Origin of the sequence: Lentzea sp. NPDC092896 (genome assembly GCF_044754905.1) — a bacterium.
In the GTDB taxonomy this organism is placed as follows: Bacteria; Actinomycetota; Actinomycetes; order Mycobacteriales; family Pseudonocardiaceae; genus Lentzea.
Map to the genome: position 1 here is coordinate 1,612,264 of NZ_JBIVPX010000001.1, position 21,312 is coordinate 1,633,575.

Genomic DNA, 21,312 nt, shown 5'->3' on the forward strand with positions numbered 1-21,312 from the left:
CCTAGGATGAACCTTGAATCCACTGGCTGAGGGGTGATCTTGGAGTTCGGGCTGCTCGGCGCCGTCGAGGTGCGGGACCGGGGTGAGTCGGTCGAGATCGGCCACGTCCGGCAACGGTCTGTGCTGGTCGCGCTGCTGATGGAGGAGGGACGGCCGGTTCCGGTCGACCGGCTGCTCGACCGCGTCTGGGGTGAACGGGCGCCGCTGCGGGCGCGCGAGACGCTCTACGGCTACGTGTCAAAGCTCCGCAAGCTCCTTGAACTGGACATCGAGCGCTCACCGGCCGGATATCGCCTCACGGTCGACCCGGCGCAGGTCGACCTGTTCCGCTTCCGGGCCTTCGTGCGCGATCGGGACTTCGACGCGGCGCTGCGGCTGTGGCGCGGACAGGCGCTAGACGGGCTCGAGTCGCCGTGGTTCGACGCGCTGCGCGAGAGCCTGCACGCCGAACGCGTCGCCGCCGAACTGGATCGCAACGACGTGGCGCTCGCGGACGGCCGGCACGCCGCGCTGCTGCCCTCGTTGCGGCAGCTGGCAGGCGAACGCCAGCTCGACGAACGCCTTGCCGCACAACTGATGCTGGCGCTGCACCGGTCGGGCAACGACGCGGAGGCGTTGCGGCACTACGAGATCGTGCGCCACCGCCTCGCCGACGAACTCGGCGTCGATCCGAGCAAACCGTTGCAGGACATGCATCAGCGGATTCTCAACGGCGACGTGGACGACCGCGCCGACGGACCTCGCCAGCTCCCCGCGCCGCACCCGTGGTTCACCGGCCGCACCGACGAACTGGCCGCGCTGGGCTCGGCAGGCACCGTCGTGATCACCGCGATCGGCGGGACGGGCGGCATCGGCAAGACCGCGCTGGCGCTGCACTGGGCGCACCGGCACCTCGCCGAGTTCCCGGACGGCCAGCTCTACGTGAACCTGCGCGGCTTCGACCCGTCCGCGGAGCCGACGCCGCCGGAGACGGTGCTGCGCGAGTTCCTGGAGGCGCTGGGGGAGGACACGATCCCGGCCGGACTGGACGCACGGGCCGCGCGCTACCGCAGCGTGGTCGCGGGGCGGCGGATGCTGGTGCTGCTCGACAACGCCCGCTCCACCGAGCAGGTCGTGCCGTTGCTACCCGGCTCGGACGCGACGGTGCTGGTCACGAGCCGCCTCAAGCTCGCCGGGCTGGTGGCGGCGCACGGGGCCCGGTCTGTGTCGTTGGACGTGCTGCGCCCGGCCGACGCCCACGAGTTCCTCGTGGCCAGGCTCGGCGCCGAGCGCGTGGCGGCCGAACCCGAGGTGGTCGCGGACCTGGTGAGCTGGTGCGGCGGCCTGCCGCTGGCGTTGTCGATCGTCGCCGCGCGGGCCGCGATGGAACCGGACTTCCCGCTGGCCGCGTTCGCCGGGGAACTGCGCGAGCAGCCGCTCGACGCGCTGGACGCGGGCGAGATCGGCACGAACCTGCGGACCGTGTTCTCGTGGTCCGTGGCGGCGCTGTCGGAGGAGGCGGCCCGCGCGTTCGGCCTGCTCGGCACCGTCGGCACGGCGGACGTGAGCCTCGCGGCGGCCGCGGCGCTGCTGGACCGGCCCGCGGCACGAACGCGGATGGTGTTGCGGGAACTGGAGAACGCGCACCTGGTGCAGCAGCACGTGCCCGGCCGGTACCGGATGCACGACCTGGTCGGCCTGTACGCGGCGGACCGTTCCGCCGACGCCGGCACGCGGCTGGCCGACTTCTACGCCGCCACCGCACGCGCCGCCGCGCTGACCCAGGAACCGCACAAACCGTTGCCGGAACACGAAAGCAGCCACACACTCGCGTTCGAGAGCAACGCCGCCGTGATGGCGTGGTTCGACGCCGAGCACGCCTGCCTGGTCACCGAGCAACGGCAGGCCCTGGAACGCGGCGCCTTCGACGTGGCCTGGATGATCGGCCGCACGCTGAACAACTACCACCTCCGGCGCGGGCGCACGTCCGACGACGTGGAGGCCTGGCTGGCGGCGTTGCGGGCCGCCGAGGCCATGGGGGACGAGACCAAGCAGGCGACCGCGCACATGTGCCTCGGCGCGAACTACGTCGAGCTGGGCCAGTCCGCGCTGGGACACCGGCACTTCGAGCGCAGCCTGGAGTTGTTCGCGCGCAACGACGACCCGGTGGCGCACGGGGCCGCGCACCGGTCGATCGCGTGGGCCGCCGAGTTCGAGGGCGACCTGGAGAAGGCGCTGGAGCACTCGCTGCTCGGGCTGGAGAAGTTCCGTGCCGCCGCGTCCGAGGTCCGCGAGGCCGAGTCGCTGAACGAGGCCGGCTGGCGGTACGCGTGCCTGGGCCGCTACGCCGAGGCGAGGACGTTCTGCGAGGAGGCCATGCTGCTCAACACCAAGCTCGGCCACGCGGAGGGGATCGCCGCGACGCTGGACAGCCTCGCGCACATCGCCCGCCACGACGACCGCCACGCCGACGCGATCGCGCACTACGGCGAGGCCCTGGCGCTGTACCGGGAACTGGACAATCCCGCCGAGTCGGCCACGGTGCTGGAGCACCTCGGTGACGTGCACGCGGAGGCCGGCGACGAGGTACGGGCGCGTGAGCACTGGGAAAGCGCTCTGGAGCTCTACCGGGAACAGGGCCGCGACGCGGAGGCCGCGGCCCTGCAAGCCCGTGTCTAGACCCGGCTCATCTGCCGGCCGCTCTCGATCAGCTCGTCGGTGAACGAGTCGAGCGCCTGGGCGAAGTCGCGCTGGTCCGGCTCGTGCCAGTCCTCCAGCTGGTCGAGCAGCCAGCGCCGCCACGCCCGTACGAGCTGCGTGAACACGTCCACGCCCTGGTCGGTGAACCGGTAGCCGTCGTCGCCGAAGGCCAGGTGCCCGGACCGCACGAGCGCCTGCGCGGTCGGTTCGAAGATGCCGCCGGGCACCTTCGTCATCTCGGCGATCTCGTCCAGCGTGGCGACGCCGTCGTCCGTCGACGCCCGGTACACGCGGCCGAGCAGCCACGCCTGTTCCAGCGGCAGGTCGACGCCGGACCGGCGGAGCACGGCCAGGCCGGGGTCCTCGTCGGACTTCGAGACGACCGTCGAGACCAGTTTGCGCAGCTCGTCGTAGGAGTTCGACGGCGGCGCGGCGAAGCTCTCGCCCACACCGCTGTTGCCGGCGGCCGCGGCGCGGGAGGTGTCGCGCAGCTGGACCTGCGGCAGGAAGAACGCCACCGCCAGCGCGACCAGTCCGATCGGGGCCGCGATGAGGAACATCATCTGCACGGTCTCGGCGTACCCGGCGACGATCGGGGCCCTGATCGCGTCCGGCAGCGCGTGGACCGCGGCCGGGCTGGCGATGGCGCGCGGGTCGACGCCCGGCGGGACGACCAGGTGCTTCGGCAGCTGGTTGGCGTAGATCGTGCCGAAGATCGCGACGCCGAACGAGCTGCCCATCGTGCGCAGGAAGCTGATGCCGGACGTGGCGACGCCGAGGTCGGTGTAGTTCGTGGTGCTCTGCACGACGATCACCGGCACCTGCATCACCAGGCCGATGCCCGCGCCCAGCACCATCATGAACGCGCCCATCTCCCAGTAGCTCGTGTTCGCGTCCAGCAGGGACAGCAGGAACAGGCCGATGGTGAGCCCGACCGAGCCGATGAGCGGGAAGATCCGGTACTGGCCGGTGCGGCTGATCGTGTTGCCGGTGAACAGGGCCGTCGACATGAGACCGACGATCAGCGGCAGCATCCACAGCCCGGACGCCGTGGCCGACTCGCCGCGCACGTACTGCAGGTAGATCGGCAGGTACGTGATGCCACCGAGCATCGCGAACCCGACGACGAAGCTCAGGATGCCCGACACCGTGAACACCCTGCTGCGGAACAACCTCATCGGCAGCATCGGCTCGGCCGCGCGTTGTTCGACGAGCACGAACGCGATCAGCAGCACGATCGATCCGGCCGCCATCCACAGGATCGTCGGCGACGTCCACGCGTACTCGGTGCCGCCCCAGCTCGTGACCAGCGTCAACCCGGTGGCGGCGAGGGCGATCAGCGCGATGCCGGCGTAGTCGATCTTCGGGCTGCCCGCCGCCTTGATCGTGGGCAGCGCGGCGATCGCCACCAGCACCACGGCGATGCCGAGCGGGATGTTCACGTAGAACGCCCAGCGCCAGCTCAGGTGGTCGACGAACAGCCCGCCGAGCAACGGCCCCGCCACCGTCGCGATGCCGAACACCGCGCCCGCGAAGCCCTGGAACTTGCCGCGTTCCTTGAGCGGCACGACGTCCGCGATGATCGCCGTCGAGGTGACCATCAACCCGCCGGCGCCCAGGCCCTGGATCGCGCGGAACGCGATGAGCGTGGTCATCGACTCCGACCAGCCGGCGAAGAACGACCCGATCAGGAACAGCGCGACGCTGATGACGAACGTCTTCTTGCGCCCGTAGAGGTCGCCGAACTTGCCGATCAGCACTGTCATGATCGTCTCGGCGAGCAGGTACGACGTCACCACCCACGACAGGTGCGCGCCGCCACCCAGATCGGCCACCATCGTGGGCAGCGCGGTGGAAACGATGGTCTGGTCGAGTGCGGCCAGCAGCATGGCGAGGAGGACGGCCGCGACGACCAGGTTCCGCCTGCGAGTGTCGATCATCTCGGGCACGCAGGGGATGATCGCGCAGGTTGGACGACCTCGCAGGGGGAGGAACACGATGGGGGTCAAGGCCGCTTTGGTGGCGTTCGGCGACGTGCGGGCGGCGTTGCGACGTGGTGGCGGGCCGGATCGTTCGGCGGCGGAGGCGGTGGTCCGGGCGTTGCGGCCGGGCTGCGCGGTCGAGCCGGTCGGAGACGGCGAACTGGTGGACGAGATCTACCCCGGTGACGGGTTCGCGTACGTCGCGGTGTTCCCGGATGCCACGATCGTGTGCGATCAGGAGCTGGCGACCGTGCCCGTGCCCGAGCACGTCCTGGAGTTCGCGGGAGATCGTCCGCTGAAGGTGTTCGCCCAGCACTCCGGTTCGGGGTGGCTGGCGTTCGCCGAATGGGCCGCGGACGGCACGCTGCTCCGGTCGCACCACGCCGAGTCGCACGACCAGTACGAACTCGCGGACTCGGTGGCGGCGGAGATGTTCGGCTTCACGGCGGAGAGCCCGCCGGACGGCGTGGTGCTGCACGGCTTCCGCGTGACCGGTCCGGACCGGCCTGAACGCGACACCGCCCACAACGCCGCGGTGGCCGCGATGGTCCGGCGCGGCCCGCGGCGGATGACGATCGGGCCGGACGGCTCGCTGGTCCCGATCACCGAGCCGTCATAGGGTCGGACGAGATCACCTGAAGGAGGCCGTCTTGATCTTCATCACCGCCAAGTTCCGCGTCCTGCCCGAGCACGCCGAGGCCTGGCCCGAGATCAGCCGCAGCTTCACCGAGGCGACCCGCGCCGAACCCGGCTGCCTGTGGTTCGACTGGTCGCGCAGCCTCGACGACCCGACCGAGTACGTGCTGGTCGAGGCGTTCCGGGACGGCGACGCGGGCGGCGCGCACGTGCAGTCCGAGCATTTCAAGAACGCCCAGAAGGAACTGCCTCAGCACCTCGCGGAGACTCCCCGGATCGTCAGCCAGTCGGTGGAGCAGGACGACTGGTCGCTGCTCGGCGAGATGGAGGTTGCGCCACGCGGGTGAGCCTTGCCCGGATCGTTTGGTGCAGCGGGTTCGTCCGCCCAGGATGGGCGCCATGGACGCCTTCCTGGAGTTGTCCGCCGAGCTGACCGGATTCTCGGCGGACGAGCTGAGGTCGACCGGACTGGTCGAGCAGTACCGCGCGCTGGCCGACGGCGCGCCGGAGAACGAGATCATCCAGCTCTGGTACACCGGCGTCTGGCGCGGGGTGATCCCGAGCGAGCGCGCCTACGCCGAAGGCCTGGCGTGGAAGGCGGTCGGGGTCGCCGCGCCGGGGACCCGCGCGGCCGGGTTCGGCAGCTGGGAGCAGAGACCCAGAAGAAGCGCCCGGTGAGGGCCGTGGTCGTCGGCGCGGGGTTCGCCGGCTCGCTCGTCGCCAAGGTGCTGGGGGACAACGGGTTCCGCGTGCTCGTGCTGGAAGCCGGCGCCGAACCGAACGACGACGCCGTGCACCGGTTCCGCACGGCTCTCGTCAAGTCGCCGCTCGCGCCGTACCGGACGACCGCCGCCGCGCCGTCCAGTGGCTACCTGATCAACACCGGGCCGTACGCCTACTCGAGCCCGTACCTGCGGATGAACGGCGGCACCGGCACCGCCTGGACCGGCATCACGCCCCGGATGCGCCCCGACGACTTCCGCACCGCCGACATCGGCCGCGGCCGCAACTGGCCACTGGGCTACGCCGACCTGGAACCCTTCTACCGCGCGGCGGAGTGGGAGATCGGCATCGCGGCCGACGCCGACGAGCAGCGGCAGCACCTCCCCGTCGCGGACGGCTACCGCTATCCGATGCACGCCCTGCCCCGCACGTACCTCGACCACGCCATCGCGTCCGTTGTGGACGGTGCGTGGATCGACGGGCGCGAACTGCTCGTCGTCGGCACCCCGCAGGCGCGCAACGGGATCCCGGTCCAGGGCTATCGGCCCGACGGGCACCAGTGCACCGGCTACGCGAGCTGTGTGCCGATCTGCCCGGAGAACGCCAAGTACACCCCACGCCGGACGCAGAGGCAGTGGTCGGGCAACGTCGAGCTGCGCACGAGATGCGTGGTGAACCGGGTGCACGCGGACGAGTCCGGGCGCATCACCAAGGTCAGCTACCAGCGCTACGAGGACGACACCTCCGGCAGGCACACGCGGCACGAGGAAGAGGCGGACGTGGTCGTCCTCGCCGCGCACGCCATCGAGAACGCCAAGCTGCTGCTCATGTCCGGGCTCGCGAACAGCAGCGACCAGGTCGGCCGCAACCTGATGGACCATCCCGCGCTGCTGACGTGGGCGCTGATGCCGCAGGCGATCGGCCCGTTCCGCGGCCCCGGCTCGACGACGGGCATCGAGGCGTTCCGCAGCGGTCCGCAACGCCGGGTGAGAGCACCGTTCCGCATCGAGATCGGCAACTGGGGCTGGGGCTGGGCGGCCGGGAGTCCTGATTCCGACACGGCCGAGTTCGTCGCGGCGGGGCTGCGCGGCAAGGCGCTGCGAGAAGCGGTGGCGGACCGGGTCGGCCGCCAGTTCGCGTTGCAGATCGAGGTCGAGCAGGAGGCCGATCCGGCGAACCGCGTCACGCTGGCCGACGACCTCGACGCCCTGGGCAACCCTCGACCGTCGATCCACTACGGACTCTCGGACTACGTGAAGGACGGCCTGCTGGCCGCGAAACGGGCCTCCGGCCGGATCTTCGAGCTGCTCGGCGCCGACGACCACACCTCGTACAAGCCGGACGACGAGCGGTACTTCGAGCACGAGGGGGAGCCGATGCGCTGGTGGGGTGCCGGGCACGGCGGCGGCACTCACGTCATGGGCACCTCACCGCGCGACTCCGTGGTCGACCAGTGGCAACGCTGCTGGGACCACCCGAACCTGTACGCGGTCGGGTGCGGCAGCATGCCGTCGCTCGGCACGTCCAACCCGTCGCTGACGATGGCCGCGCTGGCTCTCCGCACAGCGGGCCACCTCGTGTCACACCGCGTCGAGCTGGGCGAGGCGGCGCACCTCGCGCACGACCGGTGACCGGGTGAAAGCCGAGGACACGGCGCCCAGCCAGGCGGTCTCGGCCTCCACGCTGGGCGCCTCACCGGCGTGCCCGGAAGGCTGCTGCGGCCAGCTCCGGCCCGCGTCGCGCATCACCATCGCGGCCGCGAGTTCGGCGGCGGCGCGCGTCGGGCCGTCGACGGGGGAGTGCAGCCAGTCCTGGACCTGCGGCGGCACGTGCGTGCGCAACGCGAGCAGCCCGTCGCGGATCTCGATCAGCCGCCGGTAGAGCGTGAACTCCAGGTCGTGCCGCGCGGGCAGTTCGATCTGCGGTTGCGCGGCGACCAGGGCCTTCCACAACGGCGTCACCGCACGAATCCCGCGCCAGGTCCGCACCGTCCGGGCGACGCCGTCCCACGCCGTGAGCAGCGCTCCGACCACCCACAGCGTCATCGCCACCAGGCCGATGTTCCGCGACACCGGCAGGAACTCGGCCACGCCGAACCCGGTGACCGCGAACGTGAACGACGGCAGCCCGGAGAACAGCCCCCACCCGATCGTCGCCGCCGCGGCCACCACGATCACGTGCAGCCCGGTCCGGAACGTGCCGGCCGGACGCGTCGAAGCGTTGCGCGCCAACGACACCATGAAGACGGCCAGACAGCCGATCGGATAGCCCGTCAGCGCGAGCTGGTAGAGCAGGACGCTCGGCCGCCACTGGAACACCTGCATCTCCTGCACGCCGTAGAGATCGGCGAAGTCCAGGCTGGACGACAGCATCACCGCCCAGCACAGCACGAGCGGCCACCACGGCGTGCGCGGTTCGGGGGAGCGGGTGCTGCGGGCGAGCTTCATCAACTCGCGCACGGCGAGCATCTGCAGCATGTTCGTGACGAGCCGGCAGGGCAGCTGGTACTCGATCCCGATCACCTGGAGCGTCGGCTCCGCCGAGATCGTGAGGCTCAGCGCCATGCTGAAGAAGAACGTGACCAGGTGCCGGGGCCTGCGCCGGGCGGTGGAGAGCTGGGCGAGACCGATCGCCGCCAGCAGCGCCGCGGTGAGGTAGCTGATCACGACCCGAAGGCCGATCGCAGCGGGTCCGCGCCGCCCGCGAGCCGCCGCACGATCAGCGACGCCACCAGTTCGGCCTCCTGCTCGTGCTCCCACAGGTAGGTCGTGCGGCCGAGCACCCGCCGGACCAGTTCGACCGGCAGGTTCGGCGTGAGGTTCGCCGCGACCTCGTCCGAGAGCTCCTGGCCCTCCGCGTGCCCGCACAGCAGGTGACCCAGCTCGTGCAACAGGATGTGCTGCTGGTGCAACGGCGACGTGTCCCGCGTGTAGAACACGTAGTCCGCCCGGTCGGTCGCGGCCAGCACCCCGCACGGCGCCCCAGGCCTCGCCTGCAACGGGATCAGCTCGATCGGCCGCCCCCGCTGCTCGGCGATCGTGCCGAACAGCGCGTGCACGTCGAACGGATCAGATAAGTCCACAGTGGACGCGATCTGCTCGCATCGCCGCCACAGCGCGTTTCTCCTGCCCAGCACCGCCTAGTCCCCCTTGCCGCGCTGCGCCTCTCGACGTCCGATGGCCTCCACGATGTCGGCGACCGTGCCGAGCCCCTCCTCGGACAGCGTCACCGCCCGCAGCGCCAGGTCCCGCACCGCGCTGTTGCGCAGCGCCCCCAGCAGCTCCAGCTCCCCGGCGATGACTCTCCCCTGTTCATCGTCGAAGAAGTAGGCCGGCGGCACCTGGAAGAACCCGGCCAGCGCCTCCAGATGACGCTTCGTCGGGTTGTCCCGGCGCCCTGTCCGCAGCTGCCACAGGTACGCGGCCGAGAACGACTCCCCGGTGGTCTCCCGGCACGACCGCGCCACCTCCTCGTGGCTGTGCTGCTCCCCGTTCGGCCTGCGCACCACCTGGAACAGGCGGTCGATGCGGTCGGCGAGCGTGGTCGCCCGGTCCTCGGTCATCATCGCCTTCCACGTGCTCAGATGAACGCCCTTGAGATTCTCATTCATCTTGGATTGACACGGTCTGTCCGCGCAACTTACGGTCGGTCACGTTAGCTGAGATGAATGACCGAGGGGAGCCGGTCGCTCATCGCCGACCAGAGGGGGAGCTGGACATGACGAAGGTGGTCCCGGGAGCCGGACTTGCCGCAGGTGCGCTGACGGTGGCGGCCAACCCGCCGGTCGCAGCTGAGGTGAACGAGGCGCAGGCGTTCACGGGCTGGTCCTACGAGCACACGCCCGAGGAGGCCGTGCGCGAGGCGCTGGAGATGGCGCGGCGCCGGGCGATGATCGCCGGGTTCGACAACGACGAGTGCGTGCTGCTGTTCGTGAACGCGACCCGGCTGGGACCGGGCTGCTACGCGGGGGACGCCGGCCTGCGCTGCGCGCGCTGAACCAGCAGGATCGCGGCGGCGACCGCGAGGACGACGACCCCGTTGCCGAACGCCCAGAGCACGGCGTGGTCGTGGACCACGTCCCGGGAGACGGCCGGGTCGCGGAACACCGGGTTGACCTGCGTGATCAGCAGGATCTTCATCACGACCGACACCGTGAGACAGCCCAGCGCGGGCCACGGCGCGCGCGAGACGACGGCCAGGACCACGCCGAGCGGTCCCCACGGCAGGTAGTAGTAGATCGGGCTGCCCGCTGCGAACACGCCCACGAGCGAACCGGGCCGCGGGTCGGCCAGCAGCTGCGGATTCCACACGATCTGCTCGTAGAGGTTGCCGAACAGCCACATGCTGAGCAGGGGAACGACGAGCCGCGAAAATCTCACCTGGCCATCATGGCGAAAATGTCGAAAGCTCCGTGACGTCGATCGACGCAGGGGTGGCGGCCGGACGAGGCCGCCAGTCGACAACGAGGAGAGAACATGCGGTTCATGCTCATGCACCGGGTCCACGAGGACGACGAGGCCTCCTGGAAGCCGAACCCCGAGCTGATCGAGCGGATGAACACGTTCATCGGGAAGCTCAACGCGGACGGCGTCATGCTCGGCGCGGAGGGCGTGCTGAAGCCGGGCGCGGTGGTGCGCAGGCGTGGCGCGGCGATCAGGTCGACCGACGGGCCGTTCGCGGAGGCCAAGGAGGTCGTCGGCGGGTTCCTGCTGGTCAACGCCAAGGATCTCGACGAGGCTACCGCTATCGCCGAGGAGTACATCACCTGCTTCGCGGGCGTCGAGGAGATGTCCATCGAGGTCCGGCGGGTCACCGAGTTCGAGGACATCGAGCCCTATCTGACCAAGTAGGCCAGTTCGACGACGAACCACTCGCCGTCCAGCTGACACGGTCCGCCCGGGTGGAGCCGCACGTCCTCGCTGTCCAACGCCACGAGAACGTGCGGCCCCTCCAGGTCCAGAGCCGTGTCCGCGACCGTGCGCACGCTGACGTCGTCGGGCCGGACGTCGAGCGGTTCCGGCAGGTTCTCGCCCAGGTCCTTCAGCTCGACCAGCCGGTTGCGGTAGAAGGTCGTGCCGATGTTCGTCAGCCGGTGCACGGGCGACACGGGCCGGTACACGAAACCGCCGCGGTGCTCGGAGATGAACCGCGGCTCGCTGCCGTCGAGCCAGTCCATCCGGCCTTCCGAGCCGTCGACGCTGAGCACGACGTACGGGTTGTGGTGCAGGTGCCACGGGTGGGTCTCGCCCGGTTCGAGCGTCACCTCCCACACCCTGACCACCGGATCGTCGTGCAGCACGCGCCGGCCGACGTCGACGAGCACGATCTCCTCACCGGACGGTGAGATCACGACGTCACCCCGCAAGGTGCACCTCCTGCAGATAGCGGTCCTGGACCGACTGCCACGACATGGCGGTCCACGGTTCGATGTGGGCGATGTGCGCGTCCGGACGCAGCAGCACCACGACGTCGCCGAAGCGTTCGCGCACCGTGTCGCCCGGATCGAAGTAGGCCCGCGAACGCAGGTCCGAGTGCGGAGCGTCCCACCGGCTCACGACCACCTGCCGCAGACCAGCGGGTCCGTCAGCTGGGATGAACGGCCGGCGGCGCGCGTCGGTGAGGTGCAGCGCGACGAACGAGTCACGGCACAGCTCGTGCAGGTGGACCGGGCCGCGCAGACCGAAGACGCGCAGGTCCGGGGCTCGGTCGCCGACGCGCAAAGGCCCGGTGCGCGTCATCGACCAGTCGGCGCCCAGGCGCACGCCGAGCAACGTCCGCGTCATCGCGTCCTGCCACCCCGCGACGGCGTCCGAGCGCCGGTCCATCACGGCGCGGGCCGCCTCCGCCAGCGCGCCCGAACCGTGCACGGCCACCGGTTTCTGCTCCGCCTCGTAGCCGTCGAGCAAGGCATCCGAAGCCCATCCGCGCAGCACCCACGCGAGCCGCCACGGCAGGTTGGACGCGTCGAGCACGCCGGTGTTCAGGCCCAGCGCCCACATCGGCGTGATCAGGTGCGCCGCGTCTCCCAGCAGGAACACCCGGCCGTCCCGCCACGACGACGCGACCCGGTGGTGCACGGTGTAGACGTTGCTGTCCAGCACCTCCAGCGAGTCGACGTCGCCGATGAAGTGCCGCGCCTTGTCCCGCAGCTCGTCCGGCGCCGGCTCGTCGCGGCCGGGTGCCAGCGGGAACACGAACCGCCAGCAGTGCGGCTGTCGCACGAGGACCATCCACTCCTCGCGGTCGCCGAAGTAGGCCAGGTACGGGTAGTCGCGCGGGTGGGCGATGTCGAGGTCGCACACCAGGTCGACCAGCATGTACCGCTGCTCCAGGGTGTGCCCGTCGACCGCCACGCCGAGCCGTTCCCGCACGGTCGACCGCCCGCCGTCGCAGCCCAGCACGTACGCGGCCGCGAAGCCGACGGTTCCGTCCGGAGTGGACAGTTGCAGCGTCACGCCGTTCTCGTGCTGCGAGAAGTCCACCAGCCGGTGTCCCATCCGCACGGTGCCGGGTGGCAGCATCGCCGCGAGCACCGGCTCCAGTTCGTGCTGCGGAACGTTGACGACGAACGGGAACCGCGTCTCGCCGGCCAGTGCCGAGGTGAGCACGCTCCCGGTCGAGTTCCCGGTCGCCCGGTCCACCTCGCCGATCTCGTCGAGCCGCAGCGACGCCTCCAGCACCGGCCCGAGCGCGTCGTACCGGTCCAGCACCTCCAGCGTGCGCGTCAGGATCGTGCCCGCTCTCGTCTCGGCCGACAGCTCGTTCCCTGCCTCGAAGACGACGACCGGGATTCCGTGCGCGACCAGCCCCAACGCGGTGATCAGCCCGACCGGGCCCGCGCCGATCACGGCCACCGGACTATCGGACGTGTTCATCTGTCCTCCCCGACCTCTATGTTCGACCATGAGGGAGCCTTCGGGGGAGGGAACATGAGGAAAGCGTTTTCAGCACTCGCCGTTCTGCTGGCCGTGACGGCCTGCGCGGCACCAGCTGCGCAGAAAGCTCTGGAGAAGGTCGACTACCTGACGTCGTTCGGCACGTTCGGCCGGGACGCGTACGTCTACGTGGCGAAGGAGAAGGGGTTCTTCGAGGAGGCCGGCCTGGACGTCACGATCACGCCGGGCACCGGCAGCGTCGACGTCCTGAAGCTGGTCGCGGCCGGGCGCGCCGATTTCGGCATCGCCGACTTCACCGCCACCGCGATCACGATGGCCAAGGAGAAGATGCCGGTCACCGTGCTGGCGGCGATCCAGCAACGGTCGCTGGCCGCGATCGTCGCCCTGGAGGGCAACGGGATTTCGACACCCGCCGACCTGGTCGGCAAGAAGATCGGTGATCAGCCCGGGTCGACGAACCAGGTGATGTTCCCGGTCTACGCGAAGGCGGCGGGCATCGACCCGGCGAAGGTCCAGTTCGTGCCGTCCGCTCCGCCCGCCTTGCCGCAGTTGCTGGCCGCCGGGCAGGTCGACGGGATCGGGCAGTTCGTCGTCGGCAAGCCGCTGATCGAGGCCGCGGCCAAGGGGAGGAAGGCGGTCGTGCTGCCCTACGGCGACCTGGTTCCCGATCTCTACGGCAACGCGCTCGTGTCGTCGAAGGACGTCGTGCAGAACAAGCCGGAGCTGGCGCGCACCTTCATGACGGCGCTGCTCAAGGGCCTCGAGTACTCGGTCGAGCACCCGGCCGAGGTCGGCCCGATTCTCAAGAAGTACCAGCCGACCCAGGACGCGGACGTGGCCAGTGCCGAGGTCGGGCTGATGGCGACGTACGTCAAGCCGTTGAACTACAGCGGTCGCGTGGGCGGGGTGACTGAGGCGCGGGTCGAGAAGATCGTCAGCACCCTCGTGGAGGCCGCTGCGATTCCGGCGGGATCGTTGAGCTCCAACGACCTCGTGTCCTTCGGGATCTCGCCCAAGTGATCAGTCTGAGCGGAGTGTCGCACTCCTTCGGCGGCGTGCACGCGCTCGACGGCATCGACCTGGACGTGGGCGAGCACGAGTTCGTCGCGGTGATCGGGCGCTCGGGCTGCGGCAAGTCGACGTTGCTGCGGCTCGTCGCCGGGCTGCTCACCCCTGTGCGGGGCCGGATCCTGGTGGCCGGTTCGCCGGTCACCAGGCCGCGCCGGGACGTCTCGGTGATGTTCCAGCGGCCGGCGTTGCTGCCGTGGCGGACGGTGCTGGCCAACGTCCTGCTGCCGGCCGAGATCATCGGCCTGGGCGATCAGCGGGACCGCGCGCACGAGTTGCTGGAACTGGCCGGGCTCGGCGGGTTCGAGAAGCGGCTGCCGCACGAGCTGTCCGGCGGCATGCAGCAACGGGTGTCGCTGTGCCGGTCGTTGATCCAGAGCCCGCGGGTGATGCTGATGGACGAGCCGTTCTCCGCGCTGGACGCGATCACCCGCACCGAGCTTTCCGAGGAACTGCAACGGGTTCAGCTCGCCCGGCCGCGTGCCGTCGTGTTCGTGACGCACTCCATCGACGAGGCCGTGCTGCTCGCCGACCGGATCGTGGTGCTCAGTCCGCGGCCCGGCCGGATCCACCGGATCGTCGACGTGGATCTGCCGCGGCCGCGTGCGCTCGGTCAGGTCGAGCTCGACGAGGTGAGTCGCGAGTTGCGCGGGCTGCTGGTGACCGCATGAGGGCCGCGCTGCCGGTGCTGGGCCTGCTGGCGATCATCGGGCTCTGGTGGCTTGCGACGATCGTGTTCGGGATCGAGCCGCTGCTCGTGCCGTCACCGGCCGACGTCGTCGCGTCGTTCCTTGAGCTGCCGGGCTACCTGCTGGAACAGGCGCTGATCACGTTGTGGGAGGCCGTGTCCGGCTTCGGACTGTCCATTGTGATCGGTGTGCCGCTCGCGTTGCTGATCGTCGGGTCGAGCGTGCTGGAGCGGATGTTCTACCCGCTGCTGGTCGCGCTCAACGCCGTGCCGAAGGTCGCCATCGCGCCGATCGTGGTGGTGTGGTTCGGGTTCGGCATCTCGTCGAAGGTGCTGATGGTGGTGCTGGTGTGCATCTTCCCGATCGTGATCTCGACCGCGTCCGGCATGAAGTCGACGCCCAGCGAACTGGTCGAGCTGTTCCGGTCGCTCGACGCCACGCGCACGCACGAGTTCTTCAAGCTGCGCCTGCGGCACGCGTTGCCGCAGATCTTCGTCGGCCTGAAGGTGTCGATCACGCTCGCGGTCATCGGGGCGGTGATCGGTGAGTTCGTCGGGGCCGACGCCGGACTCGGGTATGTGATCACCGTGTCCGGCGGCAGCGCCGACACCTCACTGGCGTTCGCGGCGATGGCGCTGCTCGCGATCATCAGCGTCACGCTCTTCTACGGCCTGACCTGGGCCGAACGCAAGCTCGTGCCCTGGGCGGAGGCCTAACGGGCCAGGCGGTCCAGCAGTTCGCCGAGCAGCGCCCGTTCGCCCGGCGTGAGGTCGGCCGGGTCGTCGGCGACCAGGGCGCGCAGGGTGAGCGCGGTGCTCGCGCGGGTCGCGGCGCCATCGGTCGTCAGGGTGCCCAGAACGCCCGCCAACGCGGACTCGCGGACGCGTTCGGACAGCCCGAAGTCCGGCTCGGGCTGGCTGATCAGGGTCAGCGTGACGCCGACGTTCGCGGCGAGCACCTGCTCGGCGGCGTCGTCCGCGGGCACCTTCAGCAGTCCGATCGTGGCGGCTTCGGTGAACCTGTCCCGCAGCGCGGCGTGTGCGGGAGCGGTGACGGCGCAAGGCTTTCCGGGCTCGGCGCGGCCGTAGAGCAGTCCGTAGAACGACGGGTGCTCCAGTCCGAACCGCACGTGCCTGTCCCAGCCTTCGCGCAGGTCGTCGAGCGGGTCGCCCGAGCTCTCGACCGCCGTGTACTGGGTGAAGCCGTGGTTCAGCACGGCGTCGATCAGGCCCTGCTTGCTGCCGAAGTGGTGGTACAGCGTCGGTGCCTGCACGCCGGCGCGTTCGCACACCGCCCTCGTGGACAGCGTGCCGCCGCCCTCGAGCAACTCCGCCGCGGCGAGCAGGAGTCTGTCCCGCGCGTTCTGCATGTGGTTATAGTAGCTCATGTAGCGCTACATTGAGCGCTATAGCGAGAGGAGAAGTCCGTGAAGACCTGGTTCATCACCGGTGGGACGCCCGGAGGATTCGGTCAGACCTACGCCGAGGCCGCGCTGGAGCAGGGCGATCAGGTGGTGCTGACCGCGCGACGGCTCGATGAGCTGCGGGAATGGGCCGCTCAGCACGGCGACCGCGTCTTGCTTCTCGAGCTCGACGTGACCGACGCGGATCAGGTGCGGGCGGCGGTCAGGGCGGCGGAGGAGCGGTTCGGCGGGATCGACGTGCTCGTCAACAACGCGGGCCGCGGCTGGTTCGGCTCGGTCGAGGGGGCTCGTGACGAGACGATCCGCCGCACCTTCGACCTCAACCTGTTCGCCGTGGTCGAGGTGATTCGCGCGGCCCTGCCGGGTATGCGGGCGCGCGGCGACGGCTGGATCGTGAACATGTCGTCGGTGGCGGGCCTCGTCGGCGCGCCGGGGTTCGGTTACTACTCGGCGGCGAAGTTCGCCCTCGAGGGGCTGTCGGAGACACTGCGCGAGGAGGTTGGGCCGTTCGGGGTGCGCGTGCTCCTCGTGGAGCCGGGAGGGTTCCGCACCAAGGCCTATGCCAGTTTCGAAGGTGAGCCGGTCGACGAGACCGTCGACGCCTACCTGCCGCTGGTCGAGGGCGTCAAGGCGGCGTTCGTGGACCAGAACGGCAAGCAGGCGGGTGACCCCGTGCGCGGTGTGCAGGCCGTGATAAGTGCGATGAACGCACCTGTTCCGCCGCAGCGGATCGTGCTCGGCAATTCCGGGTACGACACTGTCGTCGCCATGCACGAGACCGCGCTGGTGGAGCTGCGCGAGAACGAGAAGCTCTCGCGCAGCGCCGACTTCTAGTTCGCTCCACCACCGGCGGCGAGGCGCATCAGGTCGGAGTCGAGGTCGATCGTGAGCTCCGTACCGCCCGCGCTGCCGTACTCGTGCTGGTAGCTGCCCCACGACTCGTCGCGCACGGTCTTCTCGAAGCCGGAGGTCATCAGCGCCACCAGTTCGAGGGCCGCGCGGTCGATGCGCTTGTTGAGGCCGTTGTCCTGCCAGTCCTCGGTCGAGGCGAACAACGCCGTCGGCACCACGACCGTCCGCAGGTAGGCGAACAGGCCGCGCATCTGGTCGTCGACCACGAGTGCATGCCTTGCGGTACCGGCGGTCGCGGCGAGCACGACGGGCTTCGCGATCAGCAGGTCGTTGTCGAGGATCTGGAAGAACGACGTGAACAGCCCGCTCGCGCCCGCTTTGTAGACCGGGGTGCTCGCGACGATGCCGTCCGCGTGCTGCAGGGTCGCGATGGCGGTCTGCAGCTTCGGCCCGATGTGGTTGGACACCAGGGCGTTCGCGATCTCGGAGGCGAGCTCGCGCAGTTCGATCACCGTCGTGCCGACGGTCTGCGCCCGCTTGCCGGCGAGCGTGCCGACCCGTCCGGCGACGCGGTCGGCGAGCAGGCGGGTGGACGACGGGTCGCTCGTGCCGGCGGACACCACCACCAGCTGGAAGTTCTGGCCCATTACTCCTCGCTCTGGCTGAGCTTGCCGGTGATCACGGCGAGCTGTTCGAGTTCTTCGGGCGTCAGCACGCTCAGTGCGCGGGTGACGCTGCGTGCGTGCGGACTGCCGATCTGCTTCTGGGTCTCCCGGCCCGCGGGGGTGAGCGTCAGGCGCACACCCCTGCGGTCACCGGGGTCCGGGCAGCGGTCGATGTAGCCGCGGTCGACCAGGCGGTCGACCATGCGGGACAGGGCGGGCTGGCTCAGCAGCACGTGGCGGTTCAGCTCACTCATCCTGAGTGGACTGTCGCACTTGGACAGCTGGTACAGCACGTCGTACTCCCGCATGGTCAGGTCGCCCCAGATGTCCTCCGCGTTGAACTGCTTCATCAACACGGAGTACGCCTTCATCAGGGACTCCCACGCCTCGTTGGCTCTGGTCACTGCGAGTCCTGGTACGGCGAGCCACCCGTGACGTTGTCACCCCGGTTGGCGTTCGGCTTGGGCTGGCGGACCGGTCCGTCGCCGTACTTGTCCTGCACGCGCCCGGCGTGCGTCGGCGGCTTGGCGGTCTCGGGGTCCTGCCGCGCCTCCATCTCCTTGCGCAGCACCGGAACCACCTCCTCGCCCAGCAGGTCGAGCTGGTTGAGCACCATCTTGAGCGGCAGGCCGGCGTGGTCCATCAGGAACATCTGGCGCTGGTAGTCGCCGAAGTGCTCGCGGAACGTCAGCGTCTTGTCGATGACCTCCTGCGGGCTGCCGACCGACAGCGGCGTCTGTTCCATGAAGTCCTCCATCCGCGGGCCGTGGCCGTAGACGGGAGCCTCGTTGAAGTACGGGCGGAACTCCTTGAGCGCGTCCTGCGACCGCTTCGCGATGTACGCCTGACCGCCCAGGCCGACGATGGCCTGCTTCTCCGTGCCGTGGCCGTAGTGCGCGTACCGCTGGCGGTAGAACTTGATCAGCCGCATGTAGTGCTCTTTCGGCCAGAAGATGTTGTTCGCGAAGAACCCGTCACCGTAGAAGGCGGCCTGCTCGGCGATCTCCGGCGTGCGGATCGACCCGTGCCACACGAACGGCGGCAGGTCGTCCAACGGCCGCGGCGTGGAGGTGAAGCCCTGCAACGGGGTGCGGAACTTCCCTTCCCAGTCCACGACGTCCTCGCGCCACAACCGGTGCAGCAGGTTGTAGTTCTCGAGCGCCAGCGGCAGGCTCTGCCGGATGTCGGCGCCGAACCACGGGTAGACCGGCGCGGTGTTGCCGCGGCCCAGCATGAGGTCCATGCGGCCCTTCGACAGGTGCTGGAGCATCGCGTACTCCTCGGCGATGCGCACCGGGTCGTTCGTGGTGATCAGCGTCGTCGCGGTGCTGACGATCAGGTTCTTGGTCTTGGCCGCGATGTGGCTGAGCAGCGTGGTCGGCGCGGACGAGAAGAACGGCGGGTTGTGGTGCTCGCCGATCGCGAACACGTCGAGCCCGACCTCTTCCGCCTTCTCCGCGATCTGCACGATCGCGTCGATGCGCTCGGCCTCGCTGGGGGTCTCGCCGCTCACCGGGTCCCTGGTGATGTCGCTCACCGAGAAGATTCCGAACTGCACGGCACCCGCCTCCTTCTGATCCGTACTGACTGGTGACTAATGCGTTTGCATCTACTCTAACGCCTGGGTGCCCCACCTATTCCCACTACCCTTGATCCCATGTCACTGGGGGTGGAGGACGCCTGCTTCAGCTACGGCGGAGTCCCCGTTTTCGCAGGTCTGTCCTTTGCCGTGGCTCCCGGTGAGGCCGTCGCCGTCGTCGGTCCGAACGGCTCGGGCAAGTCGACGTTGCTGAAGTGCCTGGTCGGGGCCGAGGTGCTCGACTCGGGCAGCGTGCTGTTCGACGGTGGTGCGGTGGACGAGTCGTCGGGCGCGTTCCGTGCCGCCGTCGCGTCGCTGCTGGACGACGCCGACTACTTCCCGGACGTGTCCGTTGTGGAGCACCTGCGGTTGCTGGCGTGGCTGCACGCGTCTGCTGAGGACGTGTCGGCGGTGCTGGCGGAGGTCGGCCTGACGTCGGCGGCCGACCAGTTGCCGCCGACGTTGTCCTCGGGGCAACGACACCGCCTCGGGCTGGCCTCGTGCTTCGTGCGCCCGCGCTCGGTGCTCGTGCTGGACGAACCGGAACAGCGCCTCGACACGGCCGGCCGCGCCTGGCTGCGTTCCCGTCTGCTGGCGGAGAAGGCCGCCGGGGTGGCCGTGGTGTTCGCGTCGCACGACCACGAGCTGGTGGAGGCGGTGGCGTGCCGGACCGTCACGCTGTGACCGCCGCTGCCGTCCGGCGCCGGTTGCGCACTCCCGAGCCGTGGCGGTTCCTGGTCGCGCGGCTGTACTCGCGGATCGTTCTGTTGTCGATCACCGGCGCGGTCGGGTACGGCTGGGCGTACGCCGGGCTCACGAAGGCGCCTCAGGCAGGGAGCGGCTGGACCGCGCTCTGGTTGTCGGTGCTGGGCGCTACCGTGCTGATGAAGGTGTCGCTGGCGTTCGGGCCGGTCTTCGTCGGCGCGGACCGGATGTTCTGGGTGCTGAGCTCGCCGGTGCCGCGCGGGGCCTTGGTGCGGCCTCGGTTGTTCGGGCTGCTCGCTGGTGGGGCGGCGGTGGGTGCGGTGTGGCCCGCTGTGGTGTTCGGAGTGGTGGGGGCCGTTGTGCCGCCGCTGGTTTCCACGGTGCTCGGGGGTGCCTGTGGGCTGGCCGCGGTGGCTGGAGCCGTTCTGTTGCAACGGGTTCGGGTGCGGCCGCAGGGGTGGTTGAGCGGTCTGGTGGGGCTCTCGGTGGTGGCGCTGCTGGTGCCTGCCGGGTGGATCGGGGTGCCCTGGGCGGGTTCGGTCGGGGAGCCGGGTTCTCCGGTGGCGGAGTCGGGTTCTCTGGTGGCGGAGTCGGGTTCTGTTGGCACAGCGGGGGAGTGGGGCTCGTTCGGCGGTGGCGTGAGCTGGGGCGCCTGGGTCGTGGCGAGCGGTCTGGCGCTGGTGGCGGTGGCCTCCGCACAGCACCTGCGGCGGTCCGACCTTGCTGATGGGGCGGCGTTGGCCGGTGTGGCGCGGGTGTCGGTGAGCTGGTTCGACCTCGCTCTGCTCGGGGCGGTGCTTGCCGAACGCCGTGCACGCGCGGTGGGGCGCGTGAGGTCGGCGCGGCTGGGCGGGAGCGGGGGACCGGACCGGCAGCGCTCCCACGTCGCCGCGTTCGCCTGGACCGACGCGCTCCGACTTCGCCGCAGCCCCAACGCAGTCCTCGTCTGGACCGCGTTGCTCCCGGTCCCGGCTCTCGTGGCACTGGGCGGCGAGCCCGCCCTCGCCGCCGCCGTCCACCTCGTCGCCGCGTTCCTGGCCACCGACCGGCTCGCCGCCGGTCTGAAGTTCGTGTGCCGTTCCCCGGCGATGCGCCGGGCCCTGGGCCTGCCGGACCGGCGACTGCGGCTGGCGCACCTCGTGTTCCCCGCGGCGGGCGCCGTCCTGTGGTGTGCCGTCACGACGGCCTTCACCCCGCACGTGTCCGTGCTGAACGGGCTCGTCTCGGCGGTGGGCGCGGTGGCGGTCGTATATCGGATCGCCACGCGGCCGCCGGTCGATTACGGTGCCGCGATCGTCAGCTTCGGGATGTACGGGCCGACACCGGCCGGCCTGATCGTGCAGCTGAGCCGTGGGCCGGCGTTGCTGACGGGGCTCGCTGTGCTGCAGACGTTGGTGTAGGCCAAGGGGGAGATC

24 protein-coding genes are annotated in these 21,312 nt (G+C 70.1%); 13 read left to right on the top strand and 11 right to left on the bottom strand.

Annotated features, from left to right (window positions below; genetic code table 11):
• Window positions 1–39 precede the first annotated feature (39 nt).
• Complete coding sequence (locus ACIQF0_RS07195; RefSeq protein ID WP_401025542.1) at window positions 40–2,658, top strand: BTAD domain-containing putative transcriptional regulator; 2,619 nt, start codon at window positions 40–42, stop codon at window positions 2,656–2,658.
• Here ACIQF0_RS07195 and ACIQF0_RS07200 read toward each other — a convergent pair.
• Complete coding sequence (locus tag ACIQF0_RS07200) at window positions 2,655–4,619, bottom strand: MDR family MFS transporter (RefSeq protein WP_401027741.1); 1,965 nt, start codon at window positions 4,617–4,619, stop codon at window positions 2,655–2,657. The two genes, ACIQF0_RS07195 and ACIQF0_RS07200, sit on opposite strands and share 4 nt — an antisense overlap.
• 58 nt (window positions 4,620–4,677) lie before the next feature.
• Here ACIQF0_RS07200 and ACIQF0_RS07205 point away from each other — a divergent pair, with 58 nt between their 5' ends.
• The 4 genes from ACIQF0_RS07205 to ACIQF0_RS07220 are packed head-to-tail and all read left to right on the top strand — an operon-like array spanning window position 4,678 to window position 7,651.
• The gene (locus tag ACIQF0_RS07205) at window positions 4,678–5,280 is read left to right on the top strand and encodes a DUF6928 family protein (protein ID WP_401025545.1); all 603 of its coding nucleotides are present in this window, start codon (window positions 4,678–4,680) and stop codon (window positions 5,278–5,280) included.
• Between the two features lie 31 nt (window positions 5,281–5,311).
• The gene (locus tag ACIQF0_RS07210) at window positions 5,312–5,644 is read left to right on the top strand and encodes a putative quinol monooxygenase (protein ID WP_401025548.1); all 333 of its coding nucleotides are present in this window, start codon (window positions 5,312–5,314) and stop codon (window positions 5,642–5,644) included.
• A gap of 52 nt (window positions 5,645–5,696) precedes the next feature.
• A complete protein-coding gene (locus ACIQF0_RS07215) occupies window positions 5,697–5,975 on the top strand; it encodes a hypothetical protein (protein WP_401025551.1) in 279 nt (92 codons plus the stop codon).
• Complete coding sequence (locus ACIQF0_RS07220; protein WP_401025554.1) at window positions 5,972–7,651, top strand: GMC family oxidoreductase; 1,680 nt, start codon at window positions 5,972–5,974, stop codon at window positions 7,649–7,651. The genes ACIQF0_RS07215 and ACIQF0_RS07220 overlap by 4 nt, the downstream gene beginning before the upstream one ends.
• Here the strand turns inward: ACIQF0_RS07220 and ACIQF0_RS07225 are convergent.
• The 3 genes from ACIQF0_RS07225 to ACIQF0_RS07235 are packed head-to-tail and all read right to left on the bottom strand — an operon-like array spanning window position 7,601 to window position 9,582.
• The gene (locus ACIQF0_RS07225) at window positions 7,601–8,686 is read right to left on the bottom strand and encodes an MAB_1171c family putative transporter (RefSeq protein ID WP_401025557.1); all 1,086 of its coding nucleotides are present in this window, start codon (window positions 8,684–8,686) and stop codon (window positions 7,601–7,603) included. The two genes, ACIQF0_RS07220 and ACIQF0_RS07225, sit on opposite strands and share 51 nt — an antisense overlap.
• Complete coding sequence (locus ACIQF0_RS07230) at window positions 8,683–9,156, bottom strand: hypothetical protein (RefSeq protein WP_401025559.1); 474 nt, start codon at window positions 9,154–9,156, stop codon at window positions 8,683–8,685. The genes ACIQF0_RS07225 and ACIQF0_RS07230 overlap by 4 nt, the downstream gene beginning before the upstream one ends.
• Window positions 9,157–9,159: 3 nt before the next feature.
• Window positions 9,160–9,582, bottom strand: coding sequence for an XRE family transcriptional regulator (locus ACIQF0_RS07235; RefSeq protein ID WP_401027744.1), 423 nt, complete (start codon window positions 9,580–9,582; stop codon window positions 9,160–9,162).
• Window positions 9,583–9,737: 155 nt separating this feature from the next.
• On the opposite strand from ACIQF0_RS07235, the gene ACIQF0_RS07240 reads away from it, so the two are divergent.
• A complete protein-coding gene (locus ACIQF0_RS07240) occupies window positions 9,738–10,016 on the top strand; it encodes a hypothetical protein (protein WP_360029472.1) in 279 nt (92 codons plus the stop codon).
• Here ACIQF0_RS07240 and ACIQF0_RS07245 read toward each other — a convergent pair.
• Window positions 9,980–10,399: a hypothetical protein gene (locus ACIQF0_RS07245; RefSeq protein WP_401025563.1), complete on the bottom strand. Its 420-nt coding sequence runs from the start codon at window positions 10,397–10,399 to the stop codon at window positions 9,980–9,982. The genes ACIQF0_RS07240 and ACIQF0_RS07245 overlap by 37 nt on opposite strands.
• 96 nt (window positions 10,400–10,495) lie before the next feature.
• On the opposite strand from ACIQF0_RS07245, the gene ACIQF0_RS07250 reads away from it, so the two are divergent.
• A complete protein-coding gene (locus tag ACIQF0_RS07250; protein ID WP_401025566.1) occupies window positions 10,496–10,870 on the top strand; it encodes a YciI family protein in 375 nt (124 codons plus the stop codon).
• Here ACIQF0_RS07250 and ACIQF0_RS07255 read toward each other — a convergent pair.
• Both ACIQF0_RS07255 and ACIQF0_RS07260 read right to left on the bottom strand, forming a co-directional pair.
• Window positions 10,855–11,370, bottom strand: coding sequence for a hypothetical protein (locus ACIQF0_RS07255; RefSeq protein WP_401025569.1), 516 nt, complete (start codon window positions 11,368–11,370; stop codon window positions 10,855–10,857). The two genes, ACIQF0_RS07250 and ACIQF0_RS07255, sit on opposite strands and share 16 nt — an antisense overlap.
• 4 nt (window positions 11,371–11,374) lie before the next feature.
• Window positions 11,375–12,895: an FAD-dependent monooxygenase gene (locus ACIQF0_RS07260; protein WP_401025572.1), complete on the bottom strand. Its 1,521-nt coding sequence runs from the start codon at window positions 12,893–12,895 to the stop codon at window positions 11,375–11,377.
• A 54-nt stretch (window positions 12,896–12,949) separates the two neighbouring features.
• Between ACIQF0_RS07260 and ACIQF0_RS07265 the strand changes: the two genes are divergently transcribed.
• The 3 genes from ACIQF0_RS07265 to ACIQF0_RS07275 are packed head-to-tail and all read left to right on the top strand — an operon-like array spanning window position 12,950 to window position 15,389.
• Complete coding sequence (locus tag ACIQF0_RS07265; RefSeq protein WP_401025575.1) at window positions 12,950–13,936, top strand: ABC transporter substrate-binding protein; 987 nt, start codon at window positions 12,950–12,952, stop codon at window positions 13,934–13,936.
• Window positions 13,937–13,950: 14 nt separating this feature from the next.
• Window positions 13,951–14,655: an ABC transporter ATP-binding protein gene (locus tag ACIQF0_RS07270; protein ID WP_401025577.1), complete on the top strand. Its 705-nt coding sequence runs from the start codon at window positions 13,951–13,953 to the stop codon at window positions 14,653–14,655.
• Window positions 14,652–15,389 carry an ABC transporter permease gene (locus tag ACIQF0_RS07275; protein WP_401025579.1) on the top strand — a complete coding sequence of 246 codons (738 nt, stop codon included), beginning with the start codon at window positions 14,652–14,654 and terminating at the stop codon, window positions 15,387–15,389. The genes ACIQF0_RS07270 and ACIQF0_RS07275 overlap by 4 nt, the downstream gene beginning before the upstream one ends.
• Here ACIQF0_RS07275 and ACIQF0_RS07280 read toward each other — a convergent pair.
• A complete protein-coding gene (locus ACIQF0_RS07280; RefSeq protein ID WP_401025582.1) occupies window positions 15,386–16,060 on the bottom strand; it encodes a TetR/AcrR family transcriptional regulator in 675 nt (224 codons plus the stop codon). The genes ACIQF0_RS07275 and ACIQF0_RS07280 overlap by 4 nt on opposite strands.
• Before the next feature lie 39 nt (window positions 16,061–16,099).
• On the opposite strand from ACIQF0_RS07280, the gene ACIQF0_RS07285 reads away from it, so the two are divergent.
• Complete coding sequence (locus ACIQF0_RS07285; RefSeq protein WP_401025585.1) at window positions 16,100–16,930, top strand: SDR family NAD(P)-dependent oxidoreductase; 831 nt, start codon at window positions 16,100–16,102, stop codon at window positions 16,928–16,930.
• Here the strand turns inward: ACIQF0_RS07285 and ACIQF0_RS07290 are convergent.
• The 3 genes from ACIQF0_RS07290 to ACIQF0_RS07300 are packed head-to-tail and all read right to left on the bottom strand — an operon-like array spanning window position 16,927 to window position 19,171.
• Entirely contained in the window at window positions 16,927–17,595 is a 669-nt protein-coding gene (locus ACIQF0_RS07290; protein ID WP_401025588.1) for a CE1759 family FMN reductase, read from the bottom strand. The two genes, ACIQF0_RS07285 and ACIQF0_RS07290, sit on opposite strands and share 4 nt — an antisense overlap.
• Window positions 17,595–18,017, bottom strand: a complete 423-nt coding sequence (locus tag ACIQF0_RS07295) for a MarR family transcriptional regulator (RefSeq protein ID WP_360029483.1) — start codon at window positions 18,015–18,017, stop codon at window positions 17,595–17,597. The genes ACIQF0_RS07290 and ACIQF0_RS07295 overlap by 1 nt, the downstream gene beginning before the upstream one ends.
• The gene (locus tag ACIQF0_RS07300) at window positions 18,014–19,171 is read right to left on the bottom strand and encodes an LLM class flavin-dependent oxidoreductase (protein ID WP_401025590.1); all 1,158 of its coding nucleotides are present in this window, start codon (window positions 19,169–19,171) and stop codon (window positions 18,014–18,016) included. The genes ACIQF0_RS07295 and ACIQF0_RS07300 overlap by 4 nt, the downstream gene beginning before the upstream one ends.
• Before the next feature lie 99 nt (window positions 19,172–19,270).
• Here ACIQF0_RS07300 and ACIQF0_RS07305 point away from each other — a divergent pair, with 99 nt between their 5' ends.
• The gene (locus ACIQF0_RS07305) at window positions 19,271–19,876 is read left to right on the top strand and encodes an ATP-binding cassette domain-containing protein (RefSeq protein WP_401025593.1); all 606 of its coding nucleotides are present in this window, start codon (window positions 19,271–19,273) and stop codon (window positions 19,874–19,876) included.
• Window positions 19,873–21,297, top strand: coding sequence for a DUF6297 family protein (locus ACIQF0_RS07310; RefSeq protein WP_401025596.1), 1,425 nt, complete (start codon window positions 19,873–19,875; stop codon window positions 21,295–21,297). Before ACIQF0_RS07305 ends, ACIQF0_RS07310 begins: the two co-directional genes overlap by 4 nt.
• The last annotated feature ends 15 nt before the right edge of the window (window positions 21,298–21,312 follow it).

Coding starts and splice junctions, on each gene's coding strand:
- ACIQF0_RS07200 (WP_401027741.1), bottom strand. CDS start 4,619: ATGATCGACACTCGCAGGCGGAACCTGGTCGTCGCGGCCGTCCTCCTC.
- ACIQF0_RS07205 (WP_401025545.1), top strand. CDS start 4,678: ATGGGGGTCAAGGCCGCTTTGGTGGCGTTCGGCGACGTGCGGGCGGCG.
- ACIQF0_RS07215 (WP_401025551.1), top strand. CDS start 5,697: ATGGACGCCTTCCTGGAGTTGTCCGCCGAGCTGACCGGATTCTCGGCG.
- ACIQF0_RS07235 (WP_401027744.1), bottom strand. CDS start 9,582: ATGACCGAGGACCGGGCGACCACGCTCGCCGACCGCATCGACCGCCTG.
- ACIQF0_RS07240 (WP_360029472.1), top strand. CDS start 9,738: ATGACGAAGGTGGTCCCGGGAGCCGGACTTGCCGCAGGTGCGCTGACG.
- ACIQF0_RS07250 (WP_401025566.1), top strand. CDS start 10,496: ATGCGGTTCATGCTCATGCACCGGGTCCACGAGGACGACGAGGCCTCC.
- ACIQF0_RS07260 (WP_401025572.1), bottom strand. CDS start 12,895: ATGAACACGTCCGATAGTCCGGTGGCCGTGATCGGCGCGGGCCCGGTC.
- ACIQF0_RS07265 (WP_401025575.1), top strand. CDS start 12,950: ATGAGGAAAGCGTTTTCAGCACTCGCCGTTCTGCTGGCCGTGACGGCC.
- ACIQF0_RS07275 (WP_401025579.1), top strand. CDS start 14,652: ATGAGGGCCGCGCTGCCGGTGCTGGGCCTGCTGGCGATCATCGGGCTC.
- ACIQF0_RS07280 (WP_401025582.1), bottom strand. CDS start 16,060: ATGAGCTACTATAACCACATGCAGAACGCGCGGGACAGACTCCTGCTC.
- ACIQF0_RS07290 (WP_401025588.1), bottom strand. CDS start 17,595: ATGGGCCAGAACTTCCAGCTGGTGGTGGTGTCCGCCGGCACGAGCGAC.
- ACIQF0_RS07305 (WP_401025593.1), top strand. CDS start 19,271: ATGTCACTGGGGGTGGAGGACGCCTGCTTCAGCTACGGCGGAGTCCCC.